This window comes from Streptomyces sp. NPDC093252, assembly GCF_040683675.1.
GTDB lineage: Bacteria > Actinomycetota > Actinomycetes > Streptomycetales > Streptomycetaceae > Streptomyces.
In genome coordinates this window covers 191,565-209,568 of record NZ_JBFBEM010000010.1, presented here as the reverse complement: position 1 = coordinate 209,568, position 18,004 = coordinate 191,565, and the positions used below count along the sequence as shown (strand labels likewise).

Annotated in this window: 12 protein-coding genes; all 12 read right to left on the bottom strand. The window is 69.4% G+C overall.

Features of this window, described 5'->3' with window-relative positions; genetic code table 11:
• Nucleotides 1-95: 95 nt before the first annotated feature.
• The 12 genes from AB0O01_RS22335 to AB0O01_RS22280 all read right to left on the bottom strand — a co-directional run bounded on the left by AB0O01_RS22335 (nt 96) and on the right by AB0O01_RS22280 (nt 17,712).
• Nucleotides 96-1,202, bottom strand: a complete 1,107-nt coding sequence (locus AB0O01_RS22335; protein WP_365315785.1) for a dipeptide ABC transporter ATP-binding protein — start codon at nt 1,200-1,202, stop codon at nt 96-98.
• Nucleotides 1,186-2,169, bottom strand: a complete 984-nt coding sequence (locus AB0O01_RS22330) for an ABC transporter ATP-binding protein (protein ID WP_365315784.1) — start codon at nt 2,167-2,169, stop codon at nt 1,186-1,188. Before AB0O01_RS22330 ends, AB0O01_RS22335 begins: the two co-directional genes overlap by 17 nt.
• 6 nt (nt 2,170-2,175) lie before the next feature.
• Entirely contained in the window at nt 2,176-3,177 is a 1,002-nt protein-coding gene (locus AB0O01_RS22325) for an ABC transporter permease (RefSeq protein WP_365315783.1), read from the bottom strand.
• Nucleotides 3,170-4,093, bottom strand: a complete 924-nt coding sequence (locus tag AB0O01_RS22320; RefSeq protein ID WP_365315781.1) for an ABC transporter permease — start codon at nt 4,091-4,093, stop codon at nt 3,170-3,172. The genes AB0O01_RS22325 and AB0O01_RS22320 overlap by 8 nt, the downstream gene beginning before the upstream one ends.
• 6 nt (nt 4,094-4,099) lie before the next feature.
• A complete protein-coding gene (locus tag AB0O01_RS22315; RefSeq protein WP_365315779.1) occupies nt 4,100-5,725 on the bottom strand; it encodes an ABC transporter substrate-binding protein in 1,626 nt (541 codons plus the stop codon).
• A 327-nt stretch (nt 5,726-6,052) separates the two neighbouring features.
• A complete protein-coding gene (locus AB0O01_RS22310; RefSeq protein ID WP_365315777.1) occupies nt 6,053-7,198 on the bottom strand; it encodes an oligopeptide/dipeptide ABC transporter ATP-binding protein in 1,146 nt (381 codons plus the stop codon).
• Between the two features lie 14 nt (nt 7,199-7,212).
• The gene (locus tag AB0O01_RS22305) at nt 7,213-8,274 is read right to left on the bottom strand and encodes an ABC transporter ATP-binding protein (protein WP_365315775.1); all 1,062 of its coding nucleotides are present in this window, start codon (nt 8,272-8,274) and stop codon (nt 7,213-7,215) included.
• Nucleotides 8,275-8,290: 16 nt separating this feature from the next.
• A complete protein-coding gene (locus AB0O01_RS22300) occupies nt 8,291-9,268 on the bottom strand; it encodes an ABC transporter permease (RefSeq protein WP_365315773.1) in 978 nt (325 codons plus the stop codon).
• Between the two features lie 99 nt (nt 9,269-9,367).
• A complete protein-coding gene (locus tag AB0O01_RS22295; protein WP_365315772.1) occupies nt 9,368-11,161 on the bottom strand; it encodes an ABC transporter substrate-binding protein in 1,794 nt (597 codons plus the stop codon).
• A 102-nt stretch (nt 11,162-11,263) separates the two neighbouring features.
• A complete protein-coding gene (locus AB0O01_RS22290; protein ID WP_365315770.1) occupies nt 11,264-12,310 on the bottom strand; it encodes an ABC transporter permease in 1,047 nt (348 codons plus the stop codon).
• A 638-nt stretch (nt 12,311-12,948) separates the two neighbouring features.
• On the bottom strand, nt 12,949-14,865 hold the full coding sequence (gene typA, locus AB0O01_RS22285; protein WP_365315768.1) for a translational GTPase TypA: 1,917 nt from the start codon (nt 14,863-14,865) through the stop codon (nt 12,949-12,951).
• 738 nt (nt 14,866-15,603) lie between these two features.
• Nucleotides 15,604-17,712: an ABC transporter family substrate-binding protein gene (locus tag AB0O01_RS22280; RefSeq protein ID WP_365315766.1), complete on the bottom strand. Its 2,109-nt coding sequence runs from the start codon at nt 17,710-17,712 to the stop codon at nt 15,604-15,606.
• Nucleotides 17,713-18,004 lie beyond the last annotated feature (292 nt).

Genomic DNA, 18,004 nt, shown 5'->3' with positions numbered 1-18,004 from the left:
TTCACGGCACCCGCACGGCCGTACGTTCCTCAGCTTCGCGCGTCCGTATATCGGAGGCGGGTCCGGGGAGTTGCTTGTTTGTTACTGCGATTCCGCTATCGCGTTCCCGGGTCCGCCGGGCCGGTGGGGTTCTCGGGCGGGACGACCCGCTTCTCCTCGGCGAAATGGCACGCCGAGTCGTGGGCGGTGGGCCCGGTGAGCGAGCGGAAGTGCGGCGGGATCGCGAGGATCGGGTCCTCCTCGGCGCAGCGCGGGCGGGCCTTCCAGCAGCGGGTGCGGAAGCGGCACCCGGAGGGGACGGCGGTCGGCGAGGGCACGTCACCCGAGAGGATGATCCGCTCCCGGTGCTCCCGGGCCCCCGGATCGGGCACGGGCACGGCGGAGAGCAGGGCCTGGGTGTACGGGTGGGTGGGGTGGTCGTAGATCTCGGCGTCCCGGCCGGTCTCCACGATCCGGCCCAGGTACATCACCGCGACCCGGTCGGAGATGTGCCGGACGATCGACAGGTCGTGGGCGATGAAGAGATAGGAGAGGTCGAACTCGGCCTGGAGGCGTTCCAGCAGGTTGACGACCTGGGCCTGGACGGAGACGTCCAGGGCGGAGACGGGTTCGTCGGCGACGATGATCTCGGGGCGCAGGGCGAGGCCCCGGGCGATGCCGATGCGCTGGCGCTGGCCGCCGGAGAACTGGTGGGGGTAGCGGTTGAGGTACTCCGGGTTGAGGCCGACGACGTCCAGGAGTTCGCGGACCCGGCGGCGGCGGTCGCCCTTGGGGGCGGCCTCGGGGTGGATGTCGAAGGGCTCGCCGATGATGTCGCCGACCGTCATCCGGGGGTTGAGGGAGGTGTAGGGGTCCTGGAAGACCATCTGGATGTTGCGGCGGACGGCCTTCAGGGCGCGGCCGGACAGGCGGGTGATGTCCTCGCCCTTGTACGTGATGGTGCCGGCGGTGGGGCGTTCCAGGTGGACGAGCATCCGGGCGACGGTGGACTTGCCGCAGCCGGACTCGCCGACGATGCCGAGGGTCTCGCCGCGGGCCAGGGTGAAGTCGACGCCGTCGACCGCCTTGACCGCGCCGACCTGCTTCTTGAAGAGGATGCCGGTGGTCAGCGGGTAGTGCTTGACCAGGCCGGTGACCTCTAGGACGGGTTCGGGGGCGGGCGCGGGCGCCGGTACGGGCAGCGGTTCAGCGGCCTGGGTCATCGAGGCACTCCCTCCAGAAGTGGCAGGCGCTCGTCCGGTGGGCGGAGACCTCGTACAGCGGGGGCGGGTCGGTGCGGCAGATGTCCTGGGCGAGCGGGCAGCGGGGGTGGAAGGCGCAGCCGGGCGGGATGGCCAGGAGGTTCGGCGGCAGGCCCTTGATGGCGTACAGCTCCTGGCCCTTCTGGTCCAGGCGGGGGATGGAGTCCAGGAGGCCGCGGGTGTAGGGGTGGGCGGGGGCCTTGTAGAGGTCGTGGACGGGGGCCTGTTCGACGATCCGCCCGGCGTACATCACCGCGATGCGGTCGGCGACGTCGGCGACCACGCCGAGGTCGTGGGTGATGAGGATGAGGCCCATCCGCAGTTCGCGCTGGAGGTCGGCGAGGAGTTCCATGACCTGGGCCTGGACGGTGACGTCGAGGGCGGTGGTGGGCTCGTCGGCGATGATCAGGGCGGGTTCCAGGGCGAGCGCCATGGCGATCATGATCCGCTGGCGCATACCGCCGGAGAACTGGTGGGGGTACTGCCGGACCCGCTCCGCGGCGGCGGGGATCCGCACCCGGTCCATCAGCTCGACGGCTCTTTTCCGCGCGTCCTTCTTCGACATGCCCCGGTGGACGATGAACATCTCGCTGAGCTGGTCGCCGACGGTGAGCACCGGGTTGAGGGCGGACAGGGCGTCCTGGAAGATCATCGCCATCTCGGCGCCGCGGACCCTGCGCCGCTGGTCCTCCTTGAGTTTGAGGAGGTCGCGGCCCCGGAAGAGGATCTCGCCGCCGGTGATCCGGCCGGGCGGGGTGTCGAGGATGCCCATCACGGCCTGCGCGGTGACCGACTTGCCGGAGCCGGACTCGCCGAGCACGGCCAGGGTCTCGCCCTCGTCGACGGCGTAGCTGACGCCGTTGACGGCCTTGGCGATGCCGTCCCGGGTCCGGAACTCCACGTGCAGATCGCGTACTTCGAGCAGCACGGGGGCTCACCTCAGCTTCGGGTCGAGGGCGTCGCGCACCGCGTCGCCGAGCATGATGAACGCCAGGACGGTCAGGGCGAGGGCGCCGGAGGGCCAGAGCAGGGCGTGCGGGGCGTTGCGGATGTAGGGCGAGGCCGCGGAGATGTCGATGCCCCAGGAGACGGTGGGCGGCTTCAGTCCGACGCCGAGGTAGGACAGGGTGGCCTCCAGGGCGATGTAGGTGCCGAGCGCGATGGTGGCGACGACGATCACCGGGGCGACGGCGTTGGGCGCGATGTGCCGCAGCAGGAGGCGGGAGTTGGAGGCGCCGAGGGCGCGGGCGGCCTGGACGTAGTCGTTCTGCTTGGCGGTGATGACCGCGCCGCGGGCGATCCGGGAGATCTGCGGCCAGCCGAGCAGCACCATGAAGCCGATGACGGGCCAGATGGTGTTGCTGGTGACGACGGAGAGCAGCACCAGACCGCCGAGGACGACGGGGATGGCGAAGAAGATGTCGGTGAGCCGGGACAGCACCGCGTCCGAGCCCCCGCCGAAGAACCCGGCGAGCCCGCCCAGCACCGCGCCGAGCAGCGCGACCCCGAGGGTGGCGAGGACCCCGACGGCGACGGAGGTGCGGGCCCCGTAGACGGTCCGGGTGTAGACGTCGCAGCCCTGGCCGTCGAAGCCGAAGGGGTGGCCGGGCTGGGAGCCCTCCTGGGCCTTGGCCAGGTTGCACTGGAGGGGGTTGCCGGAGGCGATCAGCCCGGGCCACAGGGAGATGACGACCAGGAAGAGGATCACCAGGCCGGAGAGGAGGAAGACAGGGTTGCGGCGCAGGTCGTGCCAGGCGTCGGACCAGAGGCTGCGGGCCCGCTCCTGCGGTCCGGGTCCCCCGCCGGGCGGCGCCTCGAGGGTCTCGCCCTCGCTGGTGGCCAGGTCCATCGCGCCGCCCATGCCGGTCGCCGCGATGGCCCCGTTCACGGGGGTGCGGCCGGCGCCCGGGGGGCGGGGCGGCTGGGGCTCAGGCATAGCGGATCCTCGGGTCGAGTACGGCGTACAGCAGGTCGACCAGGAGGTTGGCGACCAGGAAGACCAGGACGAGGACGGTCACGAAGCCGACGACGGTCTGGGTGTTCTGGCGCAGGATGCCCTGGTAGAGCTGGTAGCCGACGCCGTGGATGTTGAAGATCCGCTCGGTGACGATGGCGCCGCCCATCAGGGCGCCGATGTCGGTGCCGATGAAGGTGACGACCGGGATGAGGGAGTTGCGCAGCAGATGCCGGGTGACGACCCGGTGGCGGGGCAGGCCCTTGGCGACGGCGGTGCGGACATAGTCGGAGCGGCGGTTCTCGGCGATGGAGGTGCGGGTGAGGCGGGTGACATAGGCGAGGGAGACGGAGGCGAGGACCAGGCCGGGCACGATCAGCTCGTCGAAGGGGGCCTCCGGGGAGACCGAGGGGCGGATCCAGCCCCATTCGACGCCGAGGAGCAGTTGCAGCAGCAGCCCGGTGACAAAGGTGGGGACCGAGATCACCACGAGGGTGAGCAGCAGCACGCCGGTGTCGACGGGGCGGCCCCGCTTGAGGCCGGTGATCACTCCGAGGGTGATGCCGATGACGATCTCGAAGAAGATCGCGACCAGGGTGAGCCGGATGGTGACGGGGAAGGCGGAGGCCATCAGCTCGGTGACCGGCTGGCCGTTGAAGGCGGTGCCGAAATCACCGGTGAAGACATTGCCCATGTAGGTCAGGTATTGCTGCCAGACGGGCTTGTCGAGGCCGAACTCCTTGCGGAGCTGGGCGGCCGTCGCCGGGTCGCACTGCCGGTCGCCGCAGAGCCCAGCGATGGGGTCGCCCATCACATTGACCATCAGGAAGATGAGCAGCGTCGCCCCGATGAAGACCGGGATCATCTGGAGCAGACGCCGGACGACATACCGTCCCATGCCGGGTCAGCTCACCTTGATCTGGTCGTAGACCGGGACGCTGAACGGATTGAGCTTCACCTCGGACAGCCGCTCGGAGTAACCGGCGCTGCCGTTCTGGTACCAGAGCGGGATGGCCGCCATGTTGTCCCGGACCACGCCCTCGGCCTGCTGGAACAGCCCGATCGCGGTGGCGCTGTCCGACTCGGCGTTGGCCCGGTCGACCAGGCTGTCGAACTGCTTGTTGGACCACTTGCCGTCATTGGAGGAAGCGTTGGTGTAGTAGAGCGGCTGGAGGAAGTTCTGGATCAGCGGGTAGTCCATCTGCCAGCCCGCCCGGAAGGGGCCGCTCATCTTGCGCTGGGTGATCTGGTTGCGGAAGTCGGCGAAGGTGCCGACCGGGTTCGCGACACAGGCCCGGTCGTTGCCCAGCGCGTTGTTGATGGAGTTGCAGACGGCGTCGACCCACTGCTTGTGGGAGCCGGTGTCGGCGTTGTAGGTGATGGTCACCCGGCCGCCGGGCAGACCGCCGCCCTGCTCGATCAGCTTCTTGGCCTCGGCGGCGTCGTACTGGCACCACTCGCCGCACAGCCCCGACCGGTAGCCGCCGTCGGCACCGAGGACGGGGGAGGTCCAGTCGGTGGCGGGGGTGCGGGTCTGCTGGAAGATCGTCCGGGTGATCTGGTCGCGGTCGATGGCCCGGGACAGGCCCTTGCGGACCAGATCGGACTTGGGTGTGTTCCAAGCACTGTCGTAGTACGGGAAGGCCAGGGTCTGGATGATGCCGGCCGGGGTGTTCAGGTAGCGGTCGCCGAGGTCGCTCTTGACGTTCTTGAGCTGGGCGGCCGGGACGTCGTCGACGAGGTCGAGGTTGCCGGCCATCAGGTCGGTGTAGGCGGTGTTGTTGTCGGTGTAGACCCTGAGGTCGACGCCGCCGTTCACGGCCTTGTCGTCCCCGGGGTAGCCGTCCCAGGCGCGCAGCGACATCTGGGAGCCCTTGGTGTACGAGTCGACGGTGTAGGGGCCGTTGCCGACCGGCTTGCTCAGCCAGGCGGCGTGGTCGTCGAAGAACGCCTGGGGCAGCGGGGCGTAGGCGGCGTAGCCGAGGGTGTCGGGGAAGGTGGAGAACTTCTGGCCGAGCTTGACGGTGAAGGTGCGGTCGCCGGTGACCTTGAGCCCGGAGAGGGTGTCGGCGCGCTGGGCGCCGTTCTCGGGGTGGACCTGGTCGTAGCCCTCGATGTAGCCGAAGAAGTAGGCGTTGCGCTGGTTGTTCTTCAGGCTCGCGCCGTAGTTCCAGGCGTCGACGAAGGACTTGGCGGTGACCGCCTCGCCATTGCTGAAGGTCCAGCCGTCCTTGACGGTGATGGTGAAGTTCTGGGAGTCGGTGGTGTCGATGCTCTCGGCGAGCATGTTCTTGGCCTCGCCGGTGTCCGGGTCGTAGCGCTTCAGACCCCGGAAGATCATGTCGAGCACCTTGCCGCCCTGCACCTCATTGGTGTTGGCCGGCTCCAGCGGGTTCGCCGGGTCGCCCCAGGAGGCGCTGAGCACCGCACCGCTGTCCCCGCCGCCGCTCCCGCCGCCCCCGCATGCCGTCGCCACGAGAGCGGCGGCGGCGGCCCCCGCGACCCACTGGGCGTGCCTCGCCCCACGCATGGGGTGCCTCCTCGTCAGTACGCCGGATCCAGCGCCGGAGACGCTGGGCTGTTACCGGATCATATTCCGGCATATCCGACATAATGCGCAGTTATCCCGAGCCATCCGTGTGGTGGGCGGCCAGGGGGCGGAGGGGTTCTGGGCGGGGGGCGTGCGCGAAGGGCCCACCCGGCGGCCGGGCCGGGGCTCCTCGGCGGAGGCCCTTGGCGGGCGGGCGGCTCCCCGAGCCCCGGGACGCGGAACGCCTGTGGCCCGCGTCCGGTCGTCCGGGCGGGCCACAGGTATCTGTCGTGCGAGGCGGCGGGCCGGCTGAGAGCCGGTGTCGGCTCAGAGCTTCTTCGGCGCCTCCGCCGCGTCCGCCGCCTGCGCCGCGTCCTCCAGCGCCTTCAGCGCCGGGTCCATCACCACGTCGTGCTCGCGGGCCTCGGTGGTCGGGTCCTCCGGGAAGTGGCAGGCCGTGAGGTGGCCGTCGCGGTTGCCGGAGAGCTGGAGCAGCGGGGGCTCCTCCGTGGCGCACTTGTCCTGCGCCTTCCAGCAGCGGGTGCGGAAGCGGCAGCCGGACGGTGGATGGATCGGCGAGGGGACGTCACCGGCGAGCCGGATCCGCTCGCGCGGCTCGTCCTCGTCCGTCATCTCCACCTCGGGGACGGCGGACAGCAGGGCGTGGGTGTAGGGGTGGCGGGGCCGGTTGTAGATCGAGTCCCGGTCGCCGACCTCGACCACCTTGCCGAGGTACATCACGGCCACGCGCTGCGAGAAGTGCCGCACGATCGCCAGGTCGTGGGCGATGAAGACGAACGCGATGCCCATCTCCTCCTGGACCTTCTGGAGGAGGTTCACCACCTGGGCCTGGATGGAGACGTCCAGCGCGGAGACCGGCTCGTCGGCCACGATCAGCTTGGGGTTCAGGGACAGCGCGCGGGCCACCCCGATGCGCTGGCGCTGACCGCCGGAGAACTCGTGCGGGAAGCGGTTGTAGTGCTCGGGGTTGAGACCGACCAGCTCCAGCAGCTCCCGGACGTGCTTCTCCCGGCCGCCGGGCGGGTTGATCCCGTTGACCTCCATCGGCGACTTGATGATCGTGCCGACGGTCTGACGCGGGTTCAGCGAGGAGTACGGGTCCTGGAAGATCATCTGGATCTCGGAGCGGACCGGGGCCAGCTCACGGCGCGAGGCGCTGGTGATGTCCTGCCCCGCGTAGCTGATCGTGCCGCCGGTCGGCTCCAGGAGCCGGGTGATCAGCCGGCCCGTGGTGGACTTGCCGCAGCCCGACTCGCCCACCAGGCCGACGCTCTCGGCGACCCCGACGGTCAGGTCGACACCGTCCACCGCCTGGACCGCGCCGACCCTGCGTTTGATCGGGAAGCCGCCGTAGATGGGGAAGTGCTTGGTCAGCCCCTTGACCTCCAGGAGGGTCTCCGGGACGGTGTCGGTGGCGCCCTGCTGTGCGGGGAGCGTGAGGTTCTCGCTCATGATGTCGAATCTCCCTAGCGCAGCCGGGGCTGGATCTCGTCGATGAAGATGGTCTGCTTCTGCTCCGCCGTGAGGTGGCAGGCGGAAGCGCGGCCCTCGCCCAGCGCCGGGCGGGTGGTGGTGCACAGTCCGCCCGCGATCTTCTCCGGGTAGGCGCAGCGCGGGTGGAAGGGGCAGCCCGACGGCGGGTTGAGCAGCGAGGGCGGCGAGCCGGGGATCGGCGTCAGATCGGCGTGGATGTCGCCGTCCAGCCGGGGCATCGAGCTGAGCAGGCCCCAGGTGTACGGGTGCTTGGGCGTGCGCAGCACCTCCTTGACGCTGCCGCGCTCCACGGCCCGGCCCGCGTACATCACCAGCAGATCGTCGGCCATGTTGGAGATCACGCCGAGGTCATGGGTGATGAAGATGATCGCGGAGCCGAACTCCTGCTGGAGATCCTTGAGCAGATCCAGGATCTGCGCCTGCACGGTCACGTCGAGCGCGGTGGTCGGCTCGTCCGCGATCAGCAGATCGGGGTCGCACATCAGGGCCATGGCGATCATCGCGCGCTGGCGCATACCGCCGGAGAACTGGTGGGGGTAGTCGTCGAAGCGCACCTTGGGCTGCGGGATGCCGACCTTCTCCAGCATCTGCACGGCCCGGACCTTGGCCTCCTTCTTGGAGGCGCCGGTGTGCTTCATGAACGGCTCGGAGAGCTGGCGGCCCACCGTGTAGTACGGCGACAGCGCGGTCAGCGGGTCCTGGAAGATCATCGCCATCTTGTTGCCGCGGAGCTTCTCCAGCTCCTTCTCGGTGGCGGTGACCAGTTCCTTGCCGTCGAGGACGATCTCCCCGTCGACGGTGGTGGACTGGGGGTTGTGCAGACCCAGGACGGTCAGGTTGGTGACGGACTTGCCGGAACCGGACTCGCCGACGATGCCGAGGGTCTTGCCGCGCTCGACGTCGAAGGACAGTCCGTCGACGGCCTTGACGATGCCGTCCTCGGTGGAGAACTGCACCCGCAGGTCACGGACCGAGAGGAAGCTCTCGGGCCCGGTCGGGGCCGGGGCGTCCTCGGTCTTGGTCAGTGTGGTCACGGTGGTGGGGTTCTTCCTAGGAGAGCCGGACGCGCGGGTCGATCCAGGCGTACACGATGTCGACGAGGATGTTCAGAAGCAGGATGAAGAAGGCGCCGAACAGCATGACGCCCATCGTCAGCGGGAGGTCCTTGGTGGTCGCGCCGTCGACCGCGAGGCGGCCGATGCCCTGGAGCGAGAAGGTGATCTCGGTGACCACACCGCCGCCGAGCAGGGCGCTGATGTCGATACCGAGGACCGTGACGATGGGGATGAGCGAGCCGCGCCAGGCGTAGCGGAAGAACACATAGCGCTTGGGCATGCCCTTGGCCCGTGCGGTGCGCACATGCTCCTCGGAGAGCTGCTCGATGAGCGAGGCGCGGGCCATACGGGTGTACTGCGCGGTGAAGATGGTGGCCATCACGATCATCGGGATCCACAGTCCGGCCAGCCAGCCGAAGGGGTCGTCCGTGAACGGGACGTACTTGGGGTCCTCCACCCAGCCGGTGCTGTAGACGAAGATCAGCAGCACGATCGGGCCGAGGAAGTAGATCTGGAACGAGCTGAGCACCATGGACGAGCCGGTGGCGATCTTGTCGACCAGGGTGCCGCGCCGGTAGGCGGCCAGCATGCCGGCCCCGATGCCGACGGTGAGGAAGACCACGATGGCGCCGAGGGTCAGCGACAGGGTCAGCGGGAAGCGGTCCATGATCGTGTCCCAGACCATGTCGCCGGAGTAGAAGGACTGTCCGAGGCAGGGCGCGGAACAGTGGCCGGTCGGGAAGTCACGGCCGACGACGACGCCGGACATGAAGTCCCAGAACTGCGTGGTGATCGGAAGATTCAGACCGAGGGCGGTTCTGATCTGGTCCAGTCGCTCCGGTGAGCAGTCCTTGCCACAGGCCAGGGAGGCGTAGTCGGACGGCGCGGCGACGAACAGGAAGAAGGTCGCTGCCCCGATCAGGAACAGGGTGACGACGGCACCGACCAGACGCCGGATGATGAACTGAAGCATGGCGGGGAGGCTGCTCTCTGCGGAGACGGTGGGAGGTTTGCGCGGAACCGCGGGAGTGCGCTCCGCCTGGTGCGCACTCCCGCGATCAGCCGTAGAGAGCTACGACTTCAGGAACAGCCGGGTCACGTCGATGTAGCTGGACTCGGTGCTGTAGCGGGCACCGCCGATGTTCGAGCCGTAGAGCTGGAACTGCTTGGTGTACCAGAGCGGCGCGGCCGGGTTGACCTCTTCGAGGATGTAGTGGTGCGCCTCCTGCCAGGTCTTGGACGCCTCGGTCGGCTCCTGGGTCAGGGCCTTGTTGATCAGCTCCTGGACCTTGGGGTCGTTGATGTGCGAGTAGTTCGGCGAACCGTCGGAGATCAGCGAACCGTCGTAGACCGGGGTGACGACCGTGGCGGGCGACGGCCAGTCCTGGCCCCAGCCGGAGATGTAGATGTCGTACGGGTTGTCGAGCTTGCCGATCTGCTCGTAGTAGCTGGCCGCGTCGATCTCCTTCGCGACCACCTCGATGCCGATCTTGGTCAGCGCGTCCTCGATGGCGACCTTGCGCTTCTGGCCGGCCTCGCTGTTGGCGTAGGCGAAGACCAGCTTCTTCTCGGCGGCCGGAACGTCCGCGAGCAGCTCCTTGGCCTTCTCGATGTCGCCCTGCGGGGCGGTCAGGCGGCCGTAGGGGTCGTACTTGGCCTCGAAGCCCGGCAGGGTCGGGGCGAACAGGTTCGGGGCGACCTCGCCACCGTAGGCGCCGCCCTCACCCGCGATGAGCGAGTTGGAGTTCACCGCGTGGGTGATGGCGTCCCGGACGGCCTTGTTCTTGACCCGGTCCAGGTTGAAGTTCAGCACCTGGACGTAGGGCTGGTAGCCCTGGATCGTGCGCTTGTTGACCTCGGCGTCGCCGACGACGTCCTGGATCTGGGTGGACTCGACGCTGCCGGTGAACTGGATGGCGTTCTTGGCGTCGCCCTGGTCGGCGATCAGACGCTTGGTCTGGGTCGACTCGGTGACACCGAACTGGAAGTCCCAGCCGTCCACGTACTGGTGGCGCACGGAGTCGGAGTTCGGGTCCCACTGGTCGTTCTTGACCAGCTTGAGGGACTTGCCGACCTTGTACTCGGAGATCTTGTACGGGCCGGTGGCGACCGGGGCCTTGTCGTACTGCTCCTTGGTGTCGGTCGCCTCGGGGACGATCGCGTAGCCCGGCATGGCCAGCGTCTGCGGCAGGTCCGTGCGCGCCTTGTCGAAGTGGAAGACGATCGTCTTGTCGTCCGGGGTCTCCAGGACGGTGTCCGGCAGGTGCTTGTCGCCGTAGCCGCCGTCGGGCAGCGTCTTCTTGTACTCGGCGCCGCTCAGCCACGTCTGGACGTAGTTCGGGCCGTCGAAGATGAACTCGGCGTAGGTGCGCTCGATGGTGTGGCGGACGTCGGCGGAGGTGATCGCCGTGCCGTTCTGGTCCTTGATCCCGTCCTTCAGGGTGAAGGTCCAGGTCTTGCCGCCGTCCGACATCTGACCCGAGTCGGTGGCGAGGTCGCCGACGACCGAGACGCCGCCCTTGCCGTCCTCCTCGAAGTTGGTCAGACCGCGGAAGAGCAGGTTGGCGACCTGGCCGGCGTCCGAGACGTAGATCTGGCCCGGGTCCAGGTGGGACAGGCCCGCCTCCTGGTAGGCGATGACCGTGCCGCCGGGCTTGGCGCCGGGGACCTCTTCGGCCGGGCCGGTGGAGGCGGCGGCGTCCGCGTAGGTGACCGCCGCCGACTGCGCCGCCGCGTCGTCCTGGTTCTGGTCGGACTCGGCGCCGTCGGAGCCGGTGTTCTCCGAGCAGCCCGTGAGCGCGAGCGAGCCGGCCGCGATCGCGACGACTATGGCGCGGCGTGCTCTGCGCGAAGTGAACGTCTTCATAGCGGTGAATGCACCTACCTGTCGGTTGTTATCCATGAGTACTGCCTGACGCGGCTGGCAGGCCGACGCGGGGGCGGCAGTCACCCCCCACCAATGGACGCTTCACCGCCCGGACTTGGGGTCGAAGGCATCCCGTACGGAGTCCCCGAGGAGGTTGAAGCACAGGATGAAGATCACCAGTGCCACACCGGGGAAGAACATGAAGGCCGGGTTCTGCTCCGCGTACTGCGCGCCGGCCGCGAACAGCCGCCCCCAGTCCGGGGTCGGCTCGATGAAGCCCACACCGGCGAAGGACAGGAAGGCGATGGTCAGGATCGTGCTCGGGAGCTGGTAGGTGAACTGGACCAGGATCGGCGAGACGACGTTCGGCAGGATCTCCTTGCGGACGATCCGCCAGGGCGAGGCGCCGGAGACCTTGGCGGCCTCCACGAACTCGCGCTCGCGCAGCGACAGCACCGTCGAGCGGACCAGCCGGGCCATGCCCATCCAGCCCAGCAGCCACAGCACGATCAGGATGGCGAGCGCCCGGAAGTAGGTGGGCGTCTCCTCCCGCGGGTCCACGAAGAACGCGGTCACGACCGGCATGAAGGCGATGAAGAAGAGCTGCTGCGGGAACGACAGGAAGAAGTCGGTCACCCGGCCGATCCAGTAGTCGGTACGGCCGCCGAAGTAGCCGCCGATCAGACCGATGGCGATACCGGTGACCATCAGCAGGGTGGTCACACCCAGCGCCATGAACAGCGAGGTCCGCATGCCGTAGACCAGCATCGCGAAGAGGTCACGGCCGTACTGCGGCTCGACGCCGAACCAGTGGTCGGCGGAGACACCGCCGAAGTAGCCGAGCGGCAGACCGAAGCTGTCCAGCACGGGCTTGTCGGCGTAGGTGGGGTCCTGGCCGTACAGGGTGTACGGGTTGGTACCGCTGATTCCGGTCAGTACGGGAGCCAGCAGGGCGACGACGAAGTAAAAAATCACTACACCGGCGCAGATCATCCCGGTACGGTCACGCCTGAAGCGCTGCCACATTAGCTGCCCGGGGGAACGGCCCTCCAGCTTGGGCTCGCCCTTGGCGACCGCGGAGGTCGCGTCCAGCTCAGGGTCCAAGGCGACCGCGGACCCCGAGCCCTCGGCCTTGGTTGGACTGGTCATGTGTGTTCTTCCCCCGGGGGGTTGGAGAGAGTTCAGCGCAGCACAGATACCGGCAGGTTCTGTGGTTTGGGGGAACTTTCGCCAAGTGCATCAACGCGCGTCAAGGGCGGAAGGCATAGGGATCTCCCTACCGTGCATATTTTGAGCAAAAATTGCGAGGATCGACACCTGCGCGCGCTTGACATGTGAGACGACAAACCGGCGAAATGGACATTCCGGGACGATTTTCTGGTTTACATGTCCGAAACTTGATCGCTCGCTCACCGATATCCGAACAGTGCTTTAAGGGTTGCCTCGGGTGATCCGGAACGCCCTCGATCGGGGGCTGCGTTCGACCCTTGAAGTGGCCTTCGCCACACTCACCGGGGCCCCGCAGCGAGCGTACGGGTTCCCGGCCCGCCCGCGGGCGGGAACGCCGAAGAACCCGGCCCTCCGGAGCGGAGAGCCGGGCTGCGCGGCCCGCGAAGGGCGCTGCGGGGTGCCGGTGAGGCGTACCGGGGCCCGGGATGCGGGGTAGAGCGGCCCGGGAGGCTAGGTAGAGGGGCCCGGGAAGCGAGGTACAGGGCCCCTGAGGGGCCGTGCACGCCTCCCGGGGCTCGGGTTGGTCGCGGGTTGGCCGGCCGTCGGGTGGGCCCGGATCAGCCGTGCTTGGCGCGGCTCGCCGCGCGGGCCCGCTCACGGGCGTCCAGGTTCACCTTGCGAATGCGAACCGCCTCCGGGGTCACCTCGACGCACTCGTCGTCCCGGCAGAACTCCAGCGACTGCTCCAGCGACAGCTTGCGCGGGGGCACGATCGACTCCGTCACATCGGCCGTGGACGACCGCATGTTCGTGAGCTTCTTCTCCTTGGTGATGTTCACGTCCATGTCGTCGGCGCGGGAGTTCTCGCCGACGATCATGCCCTCGTACACCTCGGTGCCCGGCTCCACGAAGAGGACGCCGCGCTCCTGGAGGTTCGTCATCGCGAAGGCGGTGACCGCGCCGGAGCGGTCGGCGACCAGGGAGCCGTTGTTGCGGGTCTGGAGCGGGCCGAACCAGGGCTCGAAGCCCTCGTGGATGGAGTGCCCGATGCCGGTGCCGCGGGTCTGGGTGAGGAACTCCGTCCGGAATCCGATCAGACCCCGCGAGGGCACCACGAACTCCATCCGGACCCAGCCCGAGCCGTGGTTGGACATGTTGTCCATCCGGCCCTTGCGGACGCCCATGAGCTGCGTGACCGCGCCCATGTGCTCCTCCGGGACGTCCACGGTCATCCGCTCGACCGGCTCGTACGTCTTGCCGTCGACGTCCTTGGTGACCACCTGGGGCTTGCCGACCGTCAGCTCGTAGCCCTCCCGGCGCATGGTCTCCACCAGGATGGCGAGCGCCAGCTCACCACGGCCCTGCACCTCCCAGGCGTCCGGCCGCTCGGTCTCCAGGACGCGCAGCGAGACATTGCCGATCAGCTCGCGGTCGAGGCGGTCCTTGACCTGGCGGGCGGTGACCTTGCGGTCCTTGACGGCCGCCTTGTTGTCCGCGCCCTTGCCGGTGGCGCCGCGCCCGACCATCGGCGAGGTGTTGGTGCCGATCACCATCGAGATCGCGGGCTCGTCCACCGTGATCAGCGGGAGCGGGACCGGGTTCTCGGGGTCCGCGAGGGTCTCGCCGATCATGATGTCGGTGATACCGGCGACCGCGCAGATGTCACCCGGGCCGGCCTTCTCGGCGGGCTTGCGGGTGAGCGCCTCGGTCATCATCAGCTCGGAGATCCGGACGTTGGAGATCGAGCCGTCGCGCTTGATCCAGGCCACCGTCTGGCCCTTGCGCAGCTCGCCCTGGGCGACCCGCAGCAGGGCGATCCGGCCGAGGAAGTTGTCCGCGTCCAGGTTGGTGACATGGGCCTGGAGCGGGGCCTCCTCGTCGTAGACCGGGGCCGGGATGTGCTGGAGGATCGTGGAGAAGAACGGCTCCAGGCTGTCCGAGTCCGCCGGGACCGTGCCGTTCTCCGGCTTGGTGAGCGAGGCGATGCCGTCGCGGCCACAGGCGTAGACGATCGGGAACTCGATCTGCTCCTCGTCGGCGTCCAGGTCGAGGAAGAGGTCGTAGGTCTCGTTGACGACCTCGTCGATGCGCGAGTCGGGGCGGTCCGTCTTGTTGATGCAGAGGATCACGGGCAGCCGCTGCTGGAGCGCCTTGCGCAGCACGAAGCGGGTCTGCGGCAGCGGTCCCTCGGAGGCGTCGACCAGCAGCACCACGCCGTCCACCATCGACAGACCGCGCTCGACCTCGCCGCCGAAGTCGGCGTGGCCGGGGGTGTCGATGATGTTGATCGTGATCGGGTCGCCGCCGTCCTTGGGGTGGTACTTCACCGCCGTGTTCTTGGCGAGGATCGTGATGCCCTTCTCACGCTCCAGGTCGTTCGAGTCCATGACCCGGTCGTCGACCTGCTCAAGCTGATGGGCGGCGAAGGCACCGGCCTGCTTGAGCATGCCGTCGACGATGGTCGTCTTGCCGTGGTCGACGTGGGCGACGATGGCGACGTTGCGGATGTCGTGACGCGTTGCAGTCACAGCCATGGTGCGGCGTACTCCCGGAGTGTGAGGACGGCCTGCGTCTGTTTCGTTCACGCGGGCCATGCCGGGCTTGACATGCCACGGCCTCACCCCATCCTACGGTGCGGGGTCCTCTGGGGTGCAGGGAGGGGGTTTGTGCAGGTGGGGGGTGCTCCGCGGGGGGGGGAGGGCTGGGGGTGCGGGGCGTGAGGGTGGCTGGGGTGCGGGGTGCGGGGCGTGCAGGCGCGGGTGCCGGTGCCGGGCGTGGGCGTGGCTGGGGTGCGGGGTTTCACTCACCGCGTTAGCGGGGTGCCGCCGCGCCCACCCGTGCCGCCCCAGCGGCACGACTGCCCGCGGCTGGATGGGGCGGGGTACGGGGGCGCTGCGGCGGTACGCGCGGGGCGGCGGCGGGGGGGGAGGCGGGGGCGAGCGTGTGGCGGCACGCGGGGGCCAGGCGGGGGCGGGCGATCTCGTGCCGCTCCGGCCGCAGCTCCGCCAGACCGGCGGTACGCGCGGGCGGGAGCGGGGGAGCCCGGTTCACGGAGAGCGCCACCGACCAGCCGGCGGTACGCGCGGGCGGGAGCGGGGCTGGGGCACCACGCGAGCGGGTCGGCTCGGTGCGGCGGGCAGGGGTGGGGGGATGTGATGGTGGGTGGGGGCAGCGCCCTGATTTTAGGGGCGCGGGGAACTGCGCGATCAGCCACAGTCCTGCACGCACCCGGCATCCCACCGATCCGCCCTCCCCCTACCCCCCCCACCCCCCTACCCCTCCTTCTTCGCGCCCTTCCTCAAGAACCCCATGTCCTCGTACACCGGCGTCTGGAAGGAGAACGCCCCGGCGTTCACCAGCGACGTCTTCGTGGCGACGAGCTGGGGCCGCTGGTACAGCGGGATCGACCCCGCCGCCGCCCAGATCCTCCCGTCCGCCTTGCGGAGCAGCGCCCGGGTCTCGCCCTCGTCCAGCGTGGAGATCGCCTGGTCGAAGAGCTGGTCGACCTGATCCGTGCCGACCCGCGTGTAGTTCTGCTCCACGTTCAGCGACCCGTCCGCCGCCGGGACCGGCTTCGCGTAGATCGGGCGGGCGTCCGTCGCGGGGTAGGCCGACGCCGGCCACGAGTAGAGCGCCAGATCGTACTCACCGGACGCGATGTGGTCCTTGAAGTAGCTCTCGTCCGAGACCTTCTTCGTCTCCGTGCCGATCCCGACCTCGTCCAGCATCTTCGAGATCCGGTCGGCGACCGCCCGCAGCGTCTCCGACCCCTGCCCCGACGGCACCACGAACCGCAGCCTCAGCGGCTTGCCGTCCTTGCCCAGCGGCCCCTTCGGCGCCTCGGCCGGTGCCGCCGTGCCCTTGGGCGCGTACGCCCCCGGCGCCCCGCCCTGCTTCAGCCCCTCCCCGGCGTACTGCTTGCCGTCCTGCGCCGGATGCGCGGCGTCCTGGGTGTCCGGCCGGCCGGCCTCGTCGTCGCCCGCCTTGCCGTCCTCGCCGACGATGTAGGTGCCGTCCTCGCCGCCGGGCGACTCCTCCTCGCCGTCCTTGGACTCGTCCTCCGGCCCCGCCGCCTTCTTCCCGTCCTTGGTCCCGCCCTTCGCCCCGCCGGGCACCCACCCGGCGTCCGCGAGGAGCGCCTGCGCCTCCTTGGTGTCCTGGTCGCCGAGGGCGCCGCTGTTGTCGGCGTAGGCGGCCTGGCCGGAGAGGGCGAGATGGCTGCCGACCGGCTCGGCCGGCAGGCCCAGCGGCTTGAGGACCAGCTTGGCCAGCGCCTTGCGGTCCAGTGCGCGGGCCACCGCCCGCCGGACCCGCTCGTCGGCCAGCGGACCGTCGAAGCCGTTCAGCGCGAGCTGGGTGTACGCGGGCTCCAGGGACCGGCGGATCTCATAGCCCCGCAGCGCCTTCTCCTGTGCGGTGAGCGGCCGGGCCGGGGCCTTCGCACCCGCCGCACCCTGCTCGCCGCCCTTGTCCGGGGCCGGATCCCCGGACCCGTCCGCCCGCTCCGGGCCCGCCAGCCCCACCTTGCGCGCCCCCGCCGGATCCACCTCCGCCAGATCGAGCCGCCCCTCGGTCAGCTCCGTGATCCGCTGCTCGCGCGGAACCGAGCGCAGCACGATCTCGGAGAGCTTCGCGGGCTCGCCCCACCAGCGCGGATTGCGGGTCAGGGTGATCTGGTCGGCGTCCCGGTCGATCTTCTTGACCTGGAACGGCCCGGCCGTCGCCTTGAGCTTGCGCCGCGCCCCGTCGTTGAAGGCGTCCGGCGTGCCCATGACCTCCTTGGGGTACAGCGGCGAGAAGAGCGAGCGCCAGTCGGCGTAGGGGCGGGCGAAGGTGACCCTGACCTCCAGGTCGTTCTTGCCCCGCTCGATCCGCTCGATCCGGTCGTACCCGGCGTTGCGGGCGGTCCAGTAGGCGCTGTCCTTGCCGTTCAGGGCCCGCCACTGGGCGGCGAAGTCGGCGGCGCCGATCTCCCGGCCGTCGCTCCACACCGCCTGCTGGTTGAGCTTGTACAGCACCACCTGGCGGGGCTCGGTCTTGACCACCTTCGCCGACTCCAGGAAGTCGGTGTTCATCTCGGGCCGGCCCTTGGCGTCCAGCCGGAACATCGACGGCAGCACGGCCTGGGCGACCCGGCCGGTGGTGGCGTCGGCGTCGGACTGGAAGGCGTTCAGGGTCTCCGGGACGGAGTCCACCGCCCAGCGCAGGGTGCCGCCGTCGGCGACCTGGTCGCGGGCGACCGGGGCGATGTCCTGCCCGGCCGACGGCTTGCCGGCGGGGTCGTCCGAGCCGCAGGCGCTCAGAAGCGGCACCGCGAGGGCACCCGCGGTGAGGAAGGCGACCGAGCGCAGCACCGCGCGCGGACCGACGGGGTGGGACATCGCTGCATACCTCCGGGGAGCCGCGGGAGTTATGATCATGATCGGCGGGAAATTTACCTATATGGAGTTGATCAGATGATTTCTCCATATACGGCCACTGAAGAGGAAAGGCCGGGGCAACAGGCGGCGACACGGCGCCCACGCGCGGGAACGTCACCCGGGCGGCTCAGTCGCGACCGCCGTCGCCGGGACCGCGCACCCGTACGCCTCGGCCAATCGGTGCACGTCCCTTCCCACCGGCCGGTGTGACGCGCAACACTCGCAGGCGCATGAACGTCGCCGTCCACACCGG

What these genes read in the sequence shown, in the direction of transcription:
- AB0O01_RS22325 (WP_365315783.1), bottom strand. Translation starts at nt 3,177, where the DNA reads ATGCCTGAGCCCCAGCCGCCCCGCCCCCCGGGCGCCGGCCGCACCCCC.
- AB0O01_RS22300 (WP_365315773.1), bottom strand. Translation starts at nt 9,268, where the DNA reads ATGCTTCAGTTCATCATCCGGCGTCTGGTCGGTGCCGTCGTCACCCTG.
- AB0O01_RS22315 (WP_365315779.1), bottom strand. Translation starts at nt 5,725, where the DNA reads ATGCGTGGGGCGAGGCACGCCCAGTGGGTCGCGGGGGCCGCCGCCGCC.
- AB0O01_RS22320 (WP_365315781.1), bottom strand. Translation starts at nt 4,093, where the DNA reads ATGGGACGGTATGTCGTCCGGCGTCTGCTCCAGATGATCCCGGTCTTC.
- AB0O01_RS22280 (WP_365315766.1), bottom strand. Translation starts at nt 17,712, where the DNA reads ATGTCCCACCCCGTCGGTCCGCGCGCGGTGCTGCGCTCGGTCGCCTTC.
- AB0O01_RS22290 (WP_365315770.1), bottom strand. Translation starts at nt 12,310, where the DNA reads ATGACCAGTCCAACCAAGGCCGAGGGCTCGGGGTCCGCGGTCGCCTTG.
- AB0O01_RS22310 (WP_365315777.1), bottom strand. Translation starts at nt 7,198, where the DNA reads ATGAGCGAGAACCTCACGCTCCCCGCACAGCAGGGCGCCACCGACACC.
- AB0O01_RS22335 (WP_365315785.1), bottom strand. Translation starts at nt 1,202, where the DNA reads ATGACCCAGGCCGCTGAACCGCTGCCCGTACCGGCGCCCGCGCCCGCC.
- typA (WP_365315768.1), bottom strand. Translation starts at nt 14,865, where the DNA reads ATGGCTGTGACTGCAACGCGTCACGACATCCGCAACGTCGCCATCGTC.
- AB0O01_RS22295 (WP_365315772.1), bottom strand. Translation starts at nt 11,161, where the DNA reads ATGAAGACGTTCACTTCGCGCAGAGCACGCCGCGCCATAGTCGTCGCG.